We start from the raw sequence: 17004 nt of genomic DNA, 5'->3' as shown, positions 1-17004 counted from the left end.
GGCCCATCATGCTGCTCAAGGATCGTATTGCCGTCGTCACGGGCGCGGGTTCCGGCATCGGCCGGGCCGGCGCGCTGATGATGGGGAGGGAGGGCGCGGTGGTAGTCATCGCCGACCGCGATAGGGCATCCGGCGAGGCAGCAGCGGAGGCAATCCGCGCTGGCGGGGGACGCGCCGAGGCGATCTGCACCGACGTATCCGACGACGGCCAGATCGAGCGCATGATCGGCACCACACTCGAACGCCATGGCCGTATCGACATCCTGCACAACCACGCCGGCATCCAGGTCGGCGGCCCGCTGACGGAGGTCGGCAGCGAAGGCATGGACGCTTCCTGGCGCATCAACGTCCGCGCCCATTTCCTGGCATCGAAGCTCGCCATGCCGGCGATGATCGCGCAGGGCGGCGGGGTGATCGTCAACACGGCATCGAATTCCGGCGTCTTCTACGACCACGAGATGATCGCCTATGCCACGTCCAAGCATGCGGTGGTGGCTATGACGCGGCAGATGTCGATCGACTACGCCAAATACAACGTGCGGGTGAACGCGCTGTGCCCGGGCTGGGTCGACACCCCCTTCAACGATCCCTTCATCGCCCAGATGGGCGGACGCCAGGCGATCGAAGATTATGTGCGGACCAAGATCCCGATGCAGCGCTGGGCAACGGCGGAGGAGATCGCCGAGGCGATCCTGTTCCTGGTCTCCGACCGCTCGTCGTTCATGACCGGCCAGGCGCTGGTGATCGACGGCGGCGAGAGCATCGCGTAGGTCAAGGCATCCCGCCTCGGTCAGAACCCTGGTGGCCTGACAAAGCCATCGGTCAGGCGAACCAGGGCCTTTGCAACAGCCGGCAACCGCAGGTCGAAATGCCTGCGCCCGACGAGCTGGGGCCGATCAGCAGCTCCCGGTCGAAACCGATCGGGATCACGACGACCGGATGCCCGTCATGTCGAACCGGCAGGCGTGGCCCAGACCAATACTGGCTCTACTCCGGCCGGATATTGTGGTTCGACCGGAAGACATTGTCGGGATCATAGCGAGATTTGACGGCGACCAGCCTCGCGTAATTCTCGCGCCCGAACCCGGCCAGCACCCTGTCCTCACCCTCGTCGCCGATGAAATTGAGGTAGACGGCGCCCATGGCCCAGGGCTGCAGATCGGCCCTGATGTCTCGGGTCCAGCGTTTCCCGCGTTCATCGTCTTCGGGGGCCGACCACAGGCCGAAAGGATGCACGGTCCAGGCCGCGCGCCGCCACGGAACGGGATAGCGATCGCCATTGCGCCCGGCCGCTCCGCCTTGCGGGAAGAGCACGTGCTGCGAAGGCGAGGGGACGATCATATCGCCGGCGCGGGCGCAGAACAGGTCGATGGCTGCGTCGGGCAATTGTCCGAGATGCTCGGCGGACCAATAGTTGCGATAGCCAGGCGGGTCGTCGATCAGGCACTGGAGATCGGCATAGGGCATTTCGGCGACCATCGTGCCTGCAGGCTTGAGTGCCAGAACGGGCGCGAGAACCCTGCGCGCCTCGTCCTCCGGCCCCGCATAGATGAGCACCGCGAGGCAGCTGAGCTTGCCCACAAGGTGTTGCGGCACGAACTCTTCGTTCGGCGCGGTGACATAGAGGAAGCCGCCGCTGACTTCGTCGGGTGCGGCATCCATGAAGTCGCGGTAGTGCCGCAGGATGTCCGGTCCGGCCGCAGGCGGCCAGAACAGCAAGGCCGCCGTCACCACCGAAAGCGGATGCAGCCGGAAGGTGAACGAAGTGGCGACGCCGAAATTGCCGCCGCCGCCGTGCAGTGCCCAGAACAGGTCGGGGTTCTCGGTTTCGCTGGCGCGGAGCACGCTCCCGTCCGCGCAGACGACCTCGGCCGAAACGAGATTGTCGCAGGCAAGGCCGAACTTGCGGTCGAGCCAGCCCGAGCCGCCGCCGAGCGTGAAGCCGCCCACGCCGGTCGTCGAGACGCGCCCGCCGGTCGTCGCCAACCCGTGCGGTTGGGTGGCGCGGTCGAGATGGCTCATCGTCGCGCCGCCCGAAACGATTGCCAGGCGCTTTTCGGCGTCGACGACCACCTGGTTCATGTGACGAAGGTCAATCACCAGCCCGCCGTCATTCAAGGCCTTGCCGGCCACCCCATGCCCGCCGCCGCGAACCGAGATTTCGAAGCCGACTTCCCGCCCGAAACGGACGGCGCTTGTCACGTCCTCGACATCGAGGCATTGCGCGATCACCGCAGGGCGGCGGTCGATCATGGCGTTGAAGATGGCCCTGGCCTCGTCATAGCTCGCGTTGCCGGCGTGGATGATCTGTCCCTTGAAGCCGCTACGCCGCAACTGCTGCACGAGATTGTCGGTCTGGACCTCCATGTCACCCTCCTACGAAAGGACCAATTTCACCGCCGTGCCTGCCGGGCGGACGCCTCGGGCCTGGCCCGGTTGGCAACGACTGCCCACTCTGCCGCTGGGTGGTGGATTCATGATACTCTCTACCGGGGCGGCTGGTGAATGACCGCAACGCCGGATTTCTTGCCCGGCGCCCCGAACGGGAGGTGCGACAATGAACGCAGTCCTCGATCTGTTGCGCACGCTTCGACTGAGCAGTGGCATCTTTCTGGATTGCGAATTCACGGCCCCCTGGTGCGTTACCGCCACCCCGATCGGACCGGACGATGTCGGCCTGCTGATGGCGCCGCTGCCCGCGCATGTGATCGCCTATCACTACGTCACCCAGGGCAACCTGTTGCTGAAGGTGGACCAGCGGGATCCCTTCCGCATCAAGGCCGGCGAGATCGTGCTCTTCCCTTCCAACAATGCCCACAGGCTCGGCAGCGACCTCACGGTCGAGGCAGTGGACGCGGCAGCACTGGTCGCGCCACCGCAGAACGGCGAACTGGCCAGGATCGAGCATGGCGGCGGCGGCGAACGGACACACATCCTGTGCGGTTTCCTCGGTGCCGATGCGCCGTGCGATCCCGTGCTCGAAATCCTGCCCGATGTGCTTCGGCTGGAGGTGCAGCAGGGCGCCGCCGTCGACTGGATCGAAAGCACGCTGCGTTATGCAGCCCAGGAGATGACGTCTTGGCATGCGGGGTCTCATGCCATGCTGGCCCGGCTTGCCGAATGCCTGTTCGTGGAAGCGGTCCGGCGGCACCTGGATTCCTTGCCACCCTCCCAGGGTACATGGCTCGCCGGACTGGGCGACCCGGTCGTGGGCCGCGCGCTGGCTCTTCTCCACGCACGCAAGCGCCAGGCCTGGACGGTCGAGGATCTAGCAGCAGAGGTCGGACTGTCGCGATCCGCCTTTGCCGATCGTTTCACGCGCCTGATGGGCGATCCACCGATGCACTACCTGGCGAAACAGCGGCTGCGGTCAGCTGCCGAGCGGCTGCGCGCCACCCATGAGCCGGTGGCGCAAATCGCCTTCGATTCCGGCTATGGGTCGGAGTCGGCGTTCACGCGCGCCTTCAAGCGCCAACTGGGCGTCCCGCCATCGTACTGGCGCGCTCAGCGCGAGGAATCGAGCGTCCAGACCTTGGGTTCGCGCGGGTTCGAATAAACGGGGGTTTCCCGATGTCACGCGATGGATGTTGCCCGGTTTGACGGACCGACCTAGCGCGCCATGTCGGCCAATGCCCCGCGCATCGCCGAACTGGTGATCCCGAACATTCCCCCGGAGGGAATGTGCAGGTCGATGATGACGAACATGACGCTGGTGACCACCACCACGCCGATGGAGAGCACGACAGCGCCCAGCACACGGCGCGGGATCTGAAGCCCGAAGCTCAGGAACACCAACGCCAGCCAGAAGCTGACGATGCCGACGAACGAGCCTCGGGCAACGCCGGTCGCGTCTTCGATGACCGCCCAGCGGCTTTCCTGAACCATCGTGTAGTCGGCGCGGCATCTGGCGGCCCTGTTGGCGCGAACCGCATCGGCAGGCGCCAGGGCGTCGACGATCAATCCGACCTCGTTCATGAGGGCATTCAGGCCCGGATCTTCACCGCTTGCCGCCATGCTGCGGACATCCGGCATGCCTTCGACGACGGGCGCTTTCTCCGTCGTCCAGGTGCTGGCTATGACGGCTGCGGTGTATTGGCGAAGGATGCGCCTTGCCGGCTCCGTCTCGCTGCCGAGGTTGCGCAGGCACTGGTCGAGGCGGGCCAGCCGCGCCGCATAGAGGGAACGGTCCTTGTTGGCCGCGTCGAAGGCCTGCTTCGCCGTGGACAGCTGCAGGCTCAGGACCAGCGCCGCAAAGGTGACGAGCAGCCCCGTCACCAGCCGCAAGGCATCCATGTTGGCCTGCGACAGGTGGTCCTCATGAAGGCGGGCTCGCAGCGCCACCCCGCCGATGGCGGCCGCGCTGAAAAGGAGTAGGAACCCGAACGCGTAGAGAATTTCCATGGCGATGGACGGCGTGGGATCGACTGTCGGCCGAGGCTAGCGCAGGCAATCGGACGGCACAATGCCTCGCCAGCTGCCCAACGCCTCCGGCAGATATGCCCCTATCGCTCCTCCCGGCCTGCCACAGGGGCGCCCGGGACATAGAGCAGGATCGGCCGGATCTCGTACACGGCTGTCGGGTTGGCGGAGCGCAGTTCGCGCGCCGCGGCGACGGCCGCGTCCATCGTCGGGTAGTCCACGACGTAGAAGCCGAGCAACTGCTCCTTGGTCTCGGCAAAGGGACCGTCGGTGACGAGACCGAGCCCTTTTCCCCTCAGGGTGACCGCGCTGTCAGTCGGTCCGAGGCGGGCCGCCGGACCAAGATGCTTCTCGCGGACGAGGCGGTCGTTGACCTCGAGCAGGTCCTTCATCAGGGCCGCATCCTCCTCCTCGGTCCAGGATTCGACCACGCCCTCGGCGTGATAAGCCAGGATTGCGTACAACATTGCTGCCTCTCCCTTGCGTGTGCATCTCGGTTTTCGCCGGGGCAGACTATTGGCTTCGGCTGCCGGCGGGCAAGCCGGTCCACGGGGCTCGCTTGCCCATGCGCTGCCATGCCCGCAAGAGAGCACTCGCACTCGGCGCGCGCGCGTGCCATAAGCCGCCGCAACTCCTCCCCTTCCTGACCCTGGTTTCCATGATCCGTATCGAGAACATCAGCAAGCAGAACAGCCACCGGCTGCTCTTCGTCGAGGCTTCGGCCACCCTGCAGAAGCAGGAGAAGATCGGCCTCGTCGGCCCCAACGGCGCCGGCAAGACGACGCTGTTCCGCATGATCACCGGTGCGGAACTGCCCGACGAGGGCCAGGTGTCGAGCGAGCGCGGCATCACCATCGGCTATTTCAACCAGGATGTCGGCGAGATGTCCGGCCGCAGCGCCGTCGCCGAGGTGATGGAAGGGGCCGGCCCGGTCAGCGAGGTCGCCGCCGAGCTGCGCGAACTGGAAGCGGCGATGGTCGACCCCGATCGTGCCGACGAGATGGACGCCATCATCGAACGCTATGGCGAGGTGCAGGCGCGCTACGAGGAGCTCGACGGCTATTCGCTCGACGGCCGCGCCCGCGAGGTGCTCGACGGCCTGAGCTTCACCCAGGAAATGATGGATGGCGACGTCGGCAAGCTGTCCGGCGGCTGGAAGATGCGCGTGGCGCTCGCCCGCATCCTTTTGATGCGTCCCGACGTGATGCTGCTCGACGAACCATCGAACCATCTCGACATCGAAAGCCTGATCTGGCTCGAGGACTTCCTCAAGGGCTATGACGGCGCGCTGCTCATGACCTCGCACGACCGCGCCTTCATGAACCGCATCGTCAACAAGATCATCGAGATCGACGGCGGCTCGCTGACCACCTATTCCGGCGATTACGAGTTCTACGAGCAGCAGCGCCAGCTGGCCGACAAGCAGCAGCAGGCGCAGTTCGAGCGCCAGCAGGCGATGCTGGCCAAGGAGATCAAGTTCATCGAGCGCTTCAAGGCGCGCGCCTCGCATGCCGCCCAGGTGCAGAGCCGGGTCAAGAAGCTCGACAAGATCGATCGCGTCGAGCCGCCCAAGCGTCGCCAGACGGTGGCCTTCGAGTTCCAGCAGGCGCCGCGCTCTGGCGAGGACGTGGTCACGATCAAGAACGTGCACAAGAGCTACGGCAGCAAGACCATCTACGAGGGCCTCGACTTCCAGGTCCGCCGCCGCGAGCGCTGGTGCATCATGGGCGTCAACGGCGCCGGCAAGTCGACGCTGCTCAAGCTGGTCGCCGGTGCTTCCGAGCCCGACCAGGGCACGGTGGCGCGCGGGCCGAGCGTCAAGATGGGCTATTTCGCCCAGCACGCCATGGACCTGCTCGACGGCGACCTCACCGTGTTCGAGCAGCTGGAGCATTCCTTCCCGCAGGCAGGACAGGCGCCGCTGCGCGCGCTGGCCGGCTGCTTCGGCTTCTCCGGCGACGAAATCGAGAAGAAGTGCCGCGTGCTCTCGGGCGGCGAGAAGGCTCGCCTGGTGATGGCGATCATGCTGTTCGATCCGCCGAACCTTTTGGTGCTCGACGAGCCGACCAACCACCTGGACATCGCCACCAAGGAAATGCTGATCGAGGCGCTCTCCCAATACGAGGGCACCATGCTGTTCGTCTCGCACGACCGCCATTTCCTCGCGGCCCTCTCCAACCGCGTGCTGGAACTGACGCCCGATGGCATCCACACCTATGGCGGCGGCTATGTCGAATATGTCGAGCGCACCGGCCAGGAAGCGCCGGGCCTGCGGCACTGATCGGGTGAACTAGCCGGCGCGGCCTTCGAACAGGTCGCGCTCGCGCGCCAGCCCTTCGCCGACGACGTCGAAGAACGCGCGGACCCGGGCCGTGCCTTTCAGGTCCTGGTGGGTGACGATCCACAGCTCGCCGGCCAGTTCCGCGATGGGCTCGGACAACGCACGCACGAGGCCCGGCTCGTTGTCGCCGAGATAGCAGGGCAGGAGCGCCAGCCCGATGCCGGCGCACGCCGCCACCGACTGGTTGACCAGGCTGTTGGTGCGGTAGACGAAGTTCTCGGGCGAGACGTTCCGCTCCAGCCAGTCGGCGGCCATGATGCCGCCTGCGGTTTCTTCCCAGCCGACCAGCGAACGTGCGCCCAGCGCACTGGCTGCCGGGATCGGGCCGCCATGCGCATCGAGATAGGCCTTTGCCGCGAAGAACGTCCAGGCGACGCCGGCCAGCTTGCGCCCCCAGAGATCGCCTTCCTTCGGCCGAATCGGCCGCAGCGCGACGTCCGCCTCACGGCGCGACAGCGACAAAACCCGGTTCTCGATGGCGAGTTCGACGACGATGCCGGGATGGACGGTGCGGAACTCGGCCAGATGTTTCGTCAGCCTGGAATAGGCGAGCGTTTCCGAAGAGGTGACGCGCAGCCGCCCCGAGAGCCGGCCGTCGGCGCCGGCGATGTCGCGGGCCAGCGCCAGCGCCTCGTCCTCCATGCGCTCGGCCGCCGCCGCCATGCGCTCGCCGGGAGAGGTCAGCTGGTAGACGCCGCCGGGCAGGCGCTCGAACAGGCGCACCGCCAGCCGTTGCTCGAACGCATTGAGCCGGCGAAACACCGTCGAATGGTCGATGCCGAGCAGGCCGGCCGCCGCTGTCAGGCTGCCGGCGCGGGCCACGGCGAGCACCAGCCTGAGTTCGTTCCAGTCTTCCATGCGTGCCTTGTAGCATGACGGAGGCTTGCAGCCATGCAAGCGTCACTGGCAAACACCCAACGAGCATTGCGATCGCGCAACATCTAGCTTTGTCCTCGGACACAACGACCACACGGTCATCAACCCGAAAGGACAGATCATGAAACTCTACTACGCCACCGGCACCTGCTCGCTCTCGCCCCATATCGTGGCGCTCGAGGCCGGCATTGCGCTCGACATCGAGCGCGTCGACATCTTCAAGCAGCCGCATGTCACCGGCGCTGGCCGCGACTTCACCAAGGTCAATCCGAACGGCTACGTGCCGGTGCTCGAACTCGACGATGGCACGCTGCTGACCGAAGGGGCTGCGATCGTGCAGTATCTCGCCGACCTCAAGCCGGAGGCGAAACTGGCACCTGCGGCCGACACGCGCGAACGCTACCAGCTGCAGTCCTGGCTCAACTTCGTCGCCACCGAACTGCACAAGATGTACAGCCCGTGGCTGTTCCATCCCGAATACGGCACCCAGGCGCAGGAGGTGGCGCGCGGTAAGATCGCCGAGCGTCTCGACCATGTCGAAAGGCATCTGGAGGGCAGCGGCCCCTGGCTGATGGGCGCGACCTTCACCGTCGCCGACGCCTATCTCTTCACCATCGTCGGCTGGTCCGGCTACGCCAAGGTCGATCTCTCCGCCTTCCCGCGCCTTCGCGCCTACATGGAACGCGTCGGTGCGCGGCCCAAGGTGCGCGCGGCGATGCAGGCTGAAGGCATGAAGCTAGCGGCCTGACCATGAGCCAGGGGCCTTGCCTGGAGCCTGCTCGTGATCGCCGGGGTTCTCGACGTCGGCTGGGCGGTGTCGATGAAATATGCCGAAGGCTACACCCGGCCCGGCTGGTCGGTCATCTCGGTGCTGCTGCTGGCGGCCTTCGTCTACCTGCTCGGCAAGGTGCTTGAGGCGCTGCCAGTCGGTACCGCCTATGCAGTCTGGACCGGCATAGGCGCCGCCGGCACCGTCATCATGGGCGCGGTGCTGTTCGGCGAGCAACTGACGCCGCTGCGGCTCGGCGGCATCGCCGCCGTGCTCGCCGGCATCGCCATGCTCAAGCTCGCGCCGGGCTAGAAACAGTCCCCTCCCGAAAGGGAGGGGCAGTCTGTCTGCCAGCTTGGATAGCGAGCCGTCTGCCGCTAGAAAGTTGCGCATGGACAGGCTCGAATGCGACAGGATGTTTGTGGCGGTTATGGAGACGGGCAGTTTTGCCCGGGCCGCCTCACGGCTGCGCACCAGCGCCGGACAGGCCTCAAAGCTGGTGTCCCGGCTCGAAGCCGATCTCGGCGTCCGCCTGCTCAACCGCACCACCAGGGCGCTCGCGGCGACAGAGGCCGGGCAGGCATATTTCGAGCGCGTGCGGGTTCTGCTCTCCGAGTTCGATACCCTGGACGATGCGGTCCGCAACGTTTCCGGCACGCCGCGTGGCCGCCTCAGGGTCACCGCGCCTGTGTCCTTCGGCGCGCGCCAGTTGGCGCCGCTCTTCGTCGCATTCGCCCGGCAGTTTCCGCAGATCGAACTCGACGTCAGCTTTTCCGACCGGGTGGTCAACGTGGTGGACGAGGGGTTCGACGTCGCCATCCGCATCGGCAACCCCGCCGATACCAGCCTGGTCGCCCGCCGCCTCTGCGAGGCGCGCATCGTGTTGTGCGCATCGCAAGACTATCTGGCGCAGCACGGAGCGCCGGCCGACCCCGAAGGACTCGCGCCGCACGAGTGCATCATCGACACCAATTTCCGCGAGCCGGGCAGCTGGGCCTTTCGCAACCCGGACGGCAGCGATACCTCGGTAGGGGTGTCCGGCAGGCTGCACTTTTCCAACGCCGATGTGGCGCTTTCGGCGGCCGAGGCCGGGCTCGGCATAGCCAGGGCCCCCAGTTTCATGGCCGGTCCACGCCTGCGCGACCGGCTGCTGGTGCCGCTGCTCGCCAGCTTCGAGCCATCGCCGCTCACCATCTACGCGCTTTACCCGCCCGGACGCCATCTCGCCATTAAGGTCAGGGTCTTCGTCGACTTCCTGGTGGAGCAGTTCCGCGGCGTCCCCGAGTGGGACCAGGGCTGGTAGCTTTCTTTCCATTTTGGAAGCAATGAAATGCTCATTGCGCGGATAATGTCCGCGCAGGAAATCCTCTATCTCCTTGCCATCGGCGCTGACCAGCGCGTTGCACCAGGAGACAGGATCATGACCATTGCGATCATCGGAACCGGCAACATGGCCAAGGGCCTCGCCGGCGTATTTTCCAAGGCGGGCTACTCGGTCGCGCTTGGTTCGCGCGACGCTTCCAAGGCTGAAGAAACCGCCCGTTCGGCTGGCGTCAACGTGACGGGCACCGACATCCCCTCCGCGGTCGGCAGCGCCGACATCGTCGTCCTCGCCATTCCGTTCGACGCGGCCGGCGAAACGATTGCCGCGGCCGGCGGCCTCGACGGCAAGATCGTCATCGACATCACCAATCCCCTGACCGCCGACTATGCCGGCCTGACCATCGGCCATTCCACCAGCGCCGGCGAGGAGATCCAGAAGCTCGCCCCCAGGGCCAAGGTGGTGAAGGCGTTCAACACGATATTCGCCTCGGTGCTCCAGTCGGGCGGCAACATCGGCGGCAGGCCCGCCACGGTGTTCATCGCCGGCGACGACAAGGACGCGACCGAGGCGGTCGAGGCACTGGTCGCCAAGTCCGGTTTCATCCCCCTTCAGGTCGGCGGCCTCGGCGTCGCCCGTTACATCGAGCCGGTCGCAGGCCTCAACATCGTGCTCGGCTACATGCGCGGCCTCGGCACCGATATCGCGCCTGCCTGGCAGACCGCGGCCTGACATCTCAATCAACCAACATAGAGGACACGAACCATGACCAATAACGCCAACCTTGCCGCCCTCCTGCTGCGCGTCAGCATGGGCATCCTGTTCCTGGCCCATGCCGGCCTGAAGATCTTCGTCTTCACCCCGGCGGGCACCGCCGGCTTCTTCGAAAGCATCGGCTTTCCCGGCCCGCTTGCCTATCTGGTCATTGCGGCCGAGCTGCTCGGCGGCCTTGCCCTCATCGCCGGCGTCTGGACCCGCTGGGTCTCGGTCGCGCTGATCCCGATCCTGCTCGGATCGATCTATGCCCCGCACGGCGCGGCCGGCTTCTTCTTCAGCAATCCCAATGGCGGCTGGGAATTCCCGGCGTTCTGGGCCGTCGCGCTCGCTTCGCTGGCGCTGCTCGGCAACGGCGCCTACGCGCTGCAGAAGGCGCGCACCTGATCTAACCCTGGGCGGCGGCCCCTGCAGTCAGGTGCCGCCGGCCGACCAATTCGCGAACGGAGACGCATGATGCTCGTGAACGGCAAGTGGACCGAAGACTGGCAACCGGTCCAGGCAAAGGACGCCAAGGGCGGTTTCGTCCGCCAAGCTTCGAGCTTCCGCAACTGGATCACACCCGACGGAAGCGCCGGCCAGACCGGCGCGGCCGGCTTTGCCGCCGAGCCGGGACGTTACCACCTCTACGTCGCATTGATCTGCCCATGGGCTTCGCGCACACTGATCGCCCGCAAGCTCAAGAAACTCGAAGGCATCGTTTCGGTGTCCGTGGTGGAGCCGGCATTGACCGACCAGGGCTGGCGTTTCGGCGACCATCCCGGGGCCGACCGAGATGACCTCAACGGCGCCACCTACCTGCACGAACTCTACAGCCTGGCCGACGACGATTTCACCGGCCGTGCGACAGTGCCCGTCCTGTGGGACAAGAGGCTGGGGACGATCGTCAACAACGAGTCCGCAGACATCGTCCGCATGTTCAATTCCGGGTTCGGAGCGCTGGCCGACGAGAGTGTCGACCTCTACCCCGCCCCCTTGCGCGACGACATCGACGCGCTTAACGAGCGCATCTATCCGGCCCTCAACAACGGCGTTTACCGGGCAGGCTTCGCCACCACGCAACTGGCCTATCAGGAGGGCTATCGCGGCGTGTTTGCCATGCTGGACGAGCTGGAGGCGCGGCTGGCCAACGGCCCCTTCCTGTTCGGCGCACGATTCACGGAGGCCGACATCCGCCTCTTCGTAACGCTGGTCCGCTTCGACGCCGCCTATCACGGCCTGTTCAAGTGCAACCTTCGCCGCCTCTCCGAATATCGAAACCTGACGGCCTACACCAAGCGCGTGCTCGCCATTTCCGGCGTCCGCTCCACGGTCAATATCGGCCACATCAAGACAGGCTACTATTCCATCAAGTCGCTCAACCCGAACGGCATCGTTCCGGACGGGCCCGACCTGGCCGATCTGAGCCTTTGACCTACGAAGCCGAAAGCAGCAGGAAACCTCCCATGACCTCGTCGCCCGCCAACAGTCTCGTCATCTTCCTGCACGGCGTCGGCAGCCGCGGCGCCGACCTCATGCCCCTTGCCCAGAGCTGGCAGCACGTCCTGCTCGCGGACTTTGCGGCGCCGGACGGCCCGTCCGCCTTCGACGGCGGCGGCCAGGGCCGGCAATGGTTCAGCGTCGCCGGCGTGACGGAGGCCAACCGACCGCAGCGCATCGCTGCCGCAAGGCCGGCCTTCGACGATGTCCTCGCCAACATCATCGACCAGCACGGACTGTCGCAACGGCTCGATCGCGTCGCCCTCGTCGGCTTCTCGCAAGGCTCCATCATGGCACTCGATGCAGTGGCTTCGGGGCGTTGGCCGGTTGCCGCGCTCGTAGCCTATTCAGGCAAGCTCGCGTCGCCGCGTCCGTTGGCACCAACCGGCTCGACGCGCGCGCTCCTGGTGCATGGCGCGGCCGATGCGGTGATCCCCGCGGCAAGCTCGACCGAAGCTGCGGCAACGTTGCGCGAACATGGGCTCGAAGCACAAGGCGTCATTCTGCCGGGCGTCGGGCACACCATCACGGCGCAAGGCGCGGAGCTCGGCGCCGACTTCATAGCCAAGGTACTGGCCGCGCCTTCGTCACCGGCCTGACCTGCAACGCAGCCGGCGCCATGCCTGGCCCTATCCGCGGCACGGTCGCCGACTCCCGCATCTAAAAACGCCCCCCTCCTGCGAGGGAGGGGCAGCTCGGGGGAGGGTTCCGATTGGCCGTTTCAGGCCTTCACGCGCTCCGACTTGGGATCGTAGGGCGCCTTTAGGTGCGCGGTCGCCGTGTGGCATTCGCCGGCAAGGTCGATCTCGAAGCGGCCGCTTTCGATGAAGTCCTTGTCGACGCCTGCCTCGTTGTGCAGCAGGCCGAGCGCCACCGAGCGGCCGAGCGTATGGCCGTAGGATGCCGAGCGCACCTCGCCGACGGGCTTGCCATTCCGCAGGATCAGCTCGCCGCCCCAGAGCATAGGGGCCGCGTCGTCGAGCGTGAACTGCACGATGCGGCGGGTGAGCTTGCCCGTGGCCTTGGCGGCGGCCAGCGCCTCCTTGCCGATAAAGCCGCCAGGCTTGTCCATGGATACCGCGAAGGCGAGGCCGGCTTCATAAGGGTTGATGTCGGGGGTGAGTTCCCGGCTCCAGGCCCTAAAACCCTTTTCGATGCGCAGCGCCTCGAGCGCGTAGTAGCCGCAATCGGTCAGCCCGTGCTCGCGACCCGCCTCGTGCAGAGCCTCATAGACGCTAGCGGCAAACTCGGTCGGCACGATCAACTCCCAGCCGAGCTCGCCGACATAGGTCATGCGGTTGGCGTAGGCGGTGGCATAACCGATGTCGATTTCGCGGATGGTGGCGAAGGGGAAGCCGGCGTTGGACAGGTCGGCCGAGGTGAGCTTGGCCAGGATGTCGCGCGAGCGCGGCCCCATCAGCGCCAGCACCGAGTAGGACGAGGTGACGTCGGTCAGCGTGACATGCGAGTCGTCAGGGATGTTTTTCGAAATCCAGTCGGCGTCGTGCACGGCCTGGGCCGAACCGGTGACGATCAGGAATTTGTCGCGGCCGAGGCGCATCACGGTCAGATCGCTCTCGTAGCCGCCACGCTCGTTGAGCAGGCCGGTATAGATGGAGCGGCCGACCTCGACGTCGATGTCGGCGGCGCAGATGCGATTGAGCACGGAGGCCGCGTCGCGGCCCTGCACCATGATCTTGGCGAACGAGGTCTGGTCGAAGATGCCGGCGGCCTCGCGGGTTGCCTTCATCTCGCGCTGCACCGCGCCATGCCAGTTCTGGCGGCCGAAGGAATATTCGGTCTCCGGCTTCTCGCCCGGCGCCGCAAACCAGTTGGCGCGCTCCCAGCCCATCTTGGAGCCGAAGCAGGCGCCCTTGGCGGCCAGCCGGTCATAGAGCGCCGAGCGGCGGAAGGGGCGGGCGGTGTCGAGCTCGCGGTTCGGCCACGGCATGGCGTAGTGCAGGCCGAGCGTTTCCTTAACGCGGTCGTGCAGCCAGCGCGGATTGTTGTTGAAGCCGGCAAAACGCCTGATGTCGACCGGCCACAGGTCCATGGTCGCAGCACCGTTGACGATCCACTCGGCCAGTGCCCGGCCGGCGCCGCCGGCGCTGGCGATGCCCATCGAGTTGAAGCCGGCGCCGACGTAGAAGTTCTTGAGTTCCGGCGCCTCGCCGAGGATGAAGTTGTTGTCGGCGGTAAAGCTTTCGGGGCCGTTGTAGAATTTCTTGACCTCGGAGGTCTCCAACTGCGGCACGCGCACCAACGCGTTCTGCATCAGGATCTCGAACTGATCCCAGTCGTCGGGCAGGAGCGCGAATTCGAAATCGTCGGGGATGCCGTTCATGCCCCACGGCTTGGCCTCGGGCTCGAAGCCGCCCATGACCAGGCCGCCGACCTCTTCCTTGAAGTAGATGTAGCCGTCGGGATCGCGCAGCACCGGCAGGTCGGGGTGCACGCCCTCGATCTTGCCGGTGACGATGTACATGTGCTCGGCCGAATGCAGCGGCACCGTCACCCCGCACATCGCGCCGACCTTGCGCGCCCACTGTCCGGCACAGTTGACCACGATCTCGGCGGCGATTTCGCCCTTGTCGGTGGAAACGCCCGTCGTCCGGCCGTCCTTGGTCTTGATGCCGGTGACGCGGACGCGCTCGATGACCCGTGCACCGCGATTGCGCGCGCCCTTGGCCAGCGATTGGGTGAGGTCGGTCGGGTTGGCCTTGCCGTCGCCCGGCAGCCAGACCGCGCCGACGAGATCGTCGATCGCCATGACCGGCCACTTCTCCTGCGCTTCCCTGGCCGAGATCACCTCGATGTCGACGCCCTGGGCGCGGGCGGACGCCGCGGTGCGCTTCAGCACCGTCATGCGGTCGGCGCTGCGGGCGACCGACAGCGAGCCGCAGTTCTTCCAGCCGGTGGCGAGGCCCGTCTCGACCTCGAGTTCGCTGTAGAGCTGGGTCGAATATTTGATCAGGCTCGTCATGTTGGCGTGGCTGCGCAGCTGCCCGACGAGGCCGGCGGCATGCCAGGTGGTGCCGCCGCTGAGCTGGCCCTGCTCGAGCAGCACGACATCGGTCCAGCCGAGCTTTGTCAGGTGATAGGCGACCGAGCAGCCGATGATGCCGCCGCCGACGATGACGACGCGAGCCTGCGTCGGGAATTCCTGCGCCATGGTGATGAGACCTCCCAAAGGTGATGGTCATAACCATATCGCCATCGCAACAAAATGCAACATCAAATGCAACAAATAATCACATGTCGAAATCCAGGCTGACGGCGAGGCAGTGCGAACCCTCCGCGCCATGGCAGGTAGCCGACGGAATTTTTCGCCTGCTGTCGGAACAGGCTCACGCCGAACGTCTTGCTTATGTGATCATGGCGGCGACGATGAAGGAGAACGACATGAGAAAGATCGTGGTGGGTGCATTCATGAGCCTCGACGGCGTCATGCAGGCGCCGGGCGGACCGGACGAGGACCCGATCGGCGGCTTCAAATATGGCGGCTGGGTCGCCCCCTATTTCGACAAGACACTGGAAGAGGCGGTAGGCGAGATGTTCGCCAAGCCCTTCGACCTGCTGCTCGGGCGCAAGACCTGGGATATCTTTGCCGCGCACTGGCCCTATGTCGACGCCGACGATCCCATCGGCCCGCTGTTCGACAGGATCAACAAATATGTCGCGACCCGCAATCCCGATCTGAAGCTCGGCTGGCAGAACAGCCATTCGCTCGGCCCGGACGCCGTTTCCGCCGTGCGCAAGCTGAAATCAGAGGATGGACCCGACCTTCTGACCCAGGGTTCGACCGATTTCCTCAAGACCCTCCTCGCCAGCGACCTGGTCGACGAACTCAACATCTTCATCTTCCCGCTGGTGTTGGGCAAGGGCAAGCGCCTGTTCGGCGAAGCTGCCCTGCCGTCGGCGCTGAAGCTGGTGTCGTCCAAGGTTTCCAGAACAGGTGTGACGGTCAACAAATACGTCCGCGACGGCAACATCGTCACCGGCTCGTTCGAATTCGAGACGCCGACGGACGCGGAGCTGGAACGGCGGCGGAAGCTGACCTGATACCCGGGCAAAACGGTTCGGGCGGCAGCTTTGCCGCCTCGCCGATTCCGCGTCACTCCCCGACAATCACCTTGGGTCCCTTGCGTTCCAGGGCTTCGACCATGGCTGGCGGGGGAGGGGCGTCGACGATGACGCCGGCGGCGAGTTCGAAGCGCGGGATGCGCAGCGGGGTCAGCCGGCCGAACTTGGAACTGTCGAGCACGAAATAGGCGCGGGCGGCGGTGGCGGCCATGCGCGAGCGCTGCTCGGCGCCGTTGCGGGTGAAGTCGGTAACCTCGCCGTCGGGCGACAGCGCGCCGCCACCGAGGAAGGCAACGTCGATGCGGAAGCGGTCGATGGCGTCGAGCGCGTCGATGCCGACCGCGGCCTCCTCCGATGGGTCGATCTCGCCGCCCAGCATGTGGACGCGCACATGCGGCTGGCGGCACATGTGCAGGGCGATCGTCAGGCTGGTGGTGCAGACGGTCAGGTTCTGCTTGCCGGCGAGCGCATGGGCGACCGCTAGCGTGGTGGTGCCGGAATCGAGGAACACCACCATGCCGTCCTCGACGAGCGCGGCAGCGGCCCGGCCTATGGCGGCCTTGCCGCCGGCATTCTCCTGGCTGCGCAGCGTCAGCGCCGGCTCGGTCGCCTCGAACAGCGTCGCCCCGCCATGGACAAGATCGAGCTGGCCGCGCTCGGCCAGGAACTTCATGTCGCGTCTGATGGTCTCGCGCGAGACGTCGAAGAAGGCGGCGAGCTCGGTGATGCCGACCGAGCCGTCGGCGGCCAGTCGCCTCAGGATCTCGTCGTGGCGGCGCGGCGCGAGCGCCTTGTGGTTCTGCGAGTCGGACATGCGCCAATGTGGCGGCAATGCCGTCGGATTGGCAAGCGGATGTTGCAATATGTGGCATGGGTCACCTCCCACCACATCGGAACGCCGCGCCCCTTTTCGGTAGCGCGGCGTCTGTTGGAAACAACCGA

Annotated in this window: 17 protein-coding genes; 11 read left to right on the top strand and 6 right to left on the bottom strand. The window is 66.0% G+C overall.

Annotation, left to right across the window (positions count from 1 at the left end; genetic code table 11):
• The first annotated feature begins 8 nt into the window (after positions 1 to 8).
• A complete protein-coding gene (locus PV773_RS20285) occupies positions 9 to 770 on the top strand; it encodes an SDR family oxidoreductase (protein WP_347968095.1) in 762 nt (253 codons plus the stop codon).
• A 217-nt stretch (positions 771 to 987) separates the two neighbouring features.
• Here the strand turns inward: PV773_RS20285 and PV773_RS20280 are convergent, their stop codons facing one another.
• Entirely contained in the window at positions 988 to 2367 is a 1380-nt protein-coding gene (locus PV773_RS20280) for an FAD-binding oxidoreductase (RefSeq protein ID WP_347968094.1), read from the bottom strand.
• A gap of 190 nt (positions 2368 to 2557) precedes the next feature.
• On the opposite strand from PV773_RS20280, the gene PV773_RS20275 reads away from it, so the two are divergent.
• Positions 2558 to 3556: an AraC family transcriptional regulator gene (locus PV773_RS20275; RefSeq protein ID WP_347968093.1), complete on the top strand. Its 999-nt coding sequence runs from the start codon at positions 2558 to 2560 to the stop codon at positions 3554 to 3556.
• Positions 3557 to 3609: 53 nt separating this feature from the next.
• Here the strand turns inward: PV773_RS20275 and PV773_RS20270 are convergent, their stop codons facing one another.
• Positions 3610 to 4401, bottom strand: a complete 792-nt coding sequence (locus tag PV773_RS20270) for a hypothetical protein (RefSeq protein ID WP_347968092.1) — start codon at positions 4399 to 4401, stop codon at positions 3610 to 3612.
• A gap of 101 nt (positions 4402 to 4502) precedes the next feature.
• Entirely contained in the window at positions 4503 to 4886 is a 384-nt protein-coding gene (locus PV773_RS20265) for a YciI family protein (RefSeq protein ID WP_347968091.1), read from the bottom strand.
• A gap of 191 nt (positions 4887 to 5077) precedes the next feature.
• On the opposite strand from PV773_RS20265, the gene PV773_RS20260 reads away from it, so the two are divergent.
• Positions 5078 to 6700, top strand: coding sequence for an ABC-F family ATP-binding cassette domain-containing protein (locus tag PV773_RS20260; protein ID WP_347968090.1), 1623 nt, complete (start codon positions 5078 to 5080; stop codon positions 6698 to 6700).
• A 9-nt stretch (positions 6701 to 6709) separates the two neighbouring features.
• Here the strand turns inward: PV773_RS20260 and PV773_RS20255 are convergent, their stop codons facing one another.
• Positions 6710 to 7618, bottom strand: coding sequence for a LysR family transcriptional regulator (locus tag PV773_RS20255; RefSeq protein ID WP_347968089.1), 909 nt, complete (start codon positions 7616 to 7618; stop codon positions 6710 to 6712).
• Between the two features lie 139 nt (positions 7619 to 7757).
• On the opposite strand from PV773_RS20255, the gene gstA reads away from it, so the two are divergent.
• The 7 genes from gstA (at position 7758) to PV773_RS20220 (ending at position 12578) form a co-directional block, all read left to right on the top strand.
• Positions 7758 to 8384: a glutathione transferase GstA gene (gene gstA / locus PV773_RS20250; RefSeq protein ID WP_347968088.1), complete on the top strand. Its 627-nt coding sequence runs from the start codon at positions 7758 to 7760 to the stop codon at positions 8382 to 8384.
• Between the two features lie 27 nt (positions 8385 to 8411).
• Entirely contained in the window at positions 8412 to 8717 is a 306-nt protein-coding gene (locus PV773_RS20245) for a multidrug efflux SMR transporter (protein WP_347968136.1), read from the top strand.
• A gap of 79 nt (positions 8718 to 8796) precedes the next feature.
• Positions 8797 to 9708, top strand: coding sequence for a LysR substrate-binding domain-containing protein (locus PV773_RS20240; protein WP_347968087.1), 912 nt, complete (start codon positions 8797 to 8799; stop codon positions 9706 to 9708).
• 117 nt (positions 9709 to 9825) lie between these two features.
• Positions 9826 to 10458 (top strand): NADPH-dependent F420 reductase, encoded by a 633-nt coding sequence (locus tag PV773_RS20235; protein WP_347968086.1) that lies wholly within the window; start codon positions 9826 to 9828, stop codon positions 10456 to 10458.
• A 33-nt stretch (positions 10459 to 10491) separates the two neighbouring features.
• Positions 10492 to 10887, top strand: a complete 396-nt coding sequence (locus PV773_RS20230) for a DoxX family protein (protein ID WP_347968085.1) — start codon at positions 10492 to 10494, stop codon at positions 10885 to 10887.
• A 69-nt stretch (positions 10888 to 10956) separates the two neighbouring features.
• Positions 10957 to 11913, top strand: a complete 957-nt coding sequence (locus tag PV773_RS20225; protein ID WP_347968135.1) for a glutathione S-transferase family protein — start codon at positions 10957 to 10959, stop codon at positions 11911 to 11913.
• Between the two features lie 32 nt (positions 11914 to 11945).
• Complete coding sequence (locus PV773_RS20220) at positions 11946 to 12578, top strand: dienelactone hydrolase family protein (RefSeq protein WP_347968084.1); 633 nt, start codon at positions 11946 to 11948, stop codon at positions 12576 to 12578.
• 122 nt (positions 12579 to 12700) lie between these two features.
• Here the strand turns inward: PV773_RS20220 and PV773_RS20215 are convergent, their stop codons facing one another.
• Positions 12701 to 15151 carry an FAD-dependent oxidoreductase gene (locus tag PV773_RS20215; RefSeq protein ID WP_347968083.1) on the bottom strand — a complete coding sequence of 817 codons (2451 nt, stop codon included), beginning with the start codon at positions 15149 to 15151 and terminating at the stop codon, positions 12701 to 12703.
• Between the two features lie 230 nt (positions 15152 to 15381).
• Between PV773_RS20215 and PV773_RS20210 the strand changes: the two genes are divergently transcribed.
• The gene (locus tag PV773_RS20210; protein ID WP_347968082.1) at positions 15382 to 16041 is read left to right on the top strand and encodes a dihydrofolate reductase family protein; all 660 of its coding nucleotides are present in this window, start codon (positions 15382 to 15384) and stop codon (positions 16039 to 16041) included.
• A 52-nt stretch (positions 16042 to 16093) separates the two neighbouring features.
• On the opposite strand, the gene PV773_RS20205 is transcribed toward PV773_RS20210, so the two are convergent.
• On the bottom strand, positions 16094 to 16876 hold the full coding sequence (locus PV773_RS20205) for a DeoR/GlpR family DNA-binding transcription regulator (protein ID WP_347968081.1): 783 nt from the start codon (positions 16874 to 16876) through the stop codon (positions 16094 to 16096).
• Positions 16877 to 17004 lie beyond the last annotated feature (128 nt).

The sequence above is a fragment of the Mesorhizobium sp. CC13 genome (assembly GCF_039907765.1).
Taxonomy (GTDB): Bacteria; Pseudomonadota; Alphaproteobacteria; order Rhizobiales; family Rhizobiaceae; genus Aminobacter.
This window is presented reverse-complemented; position numbering and strand designations above follow the sequence as displayed.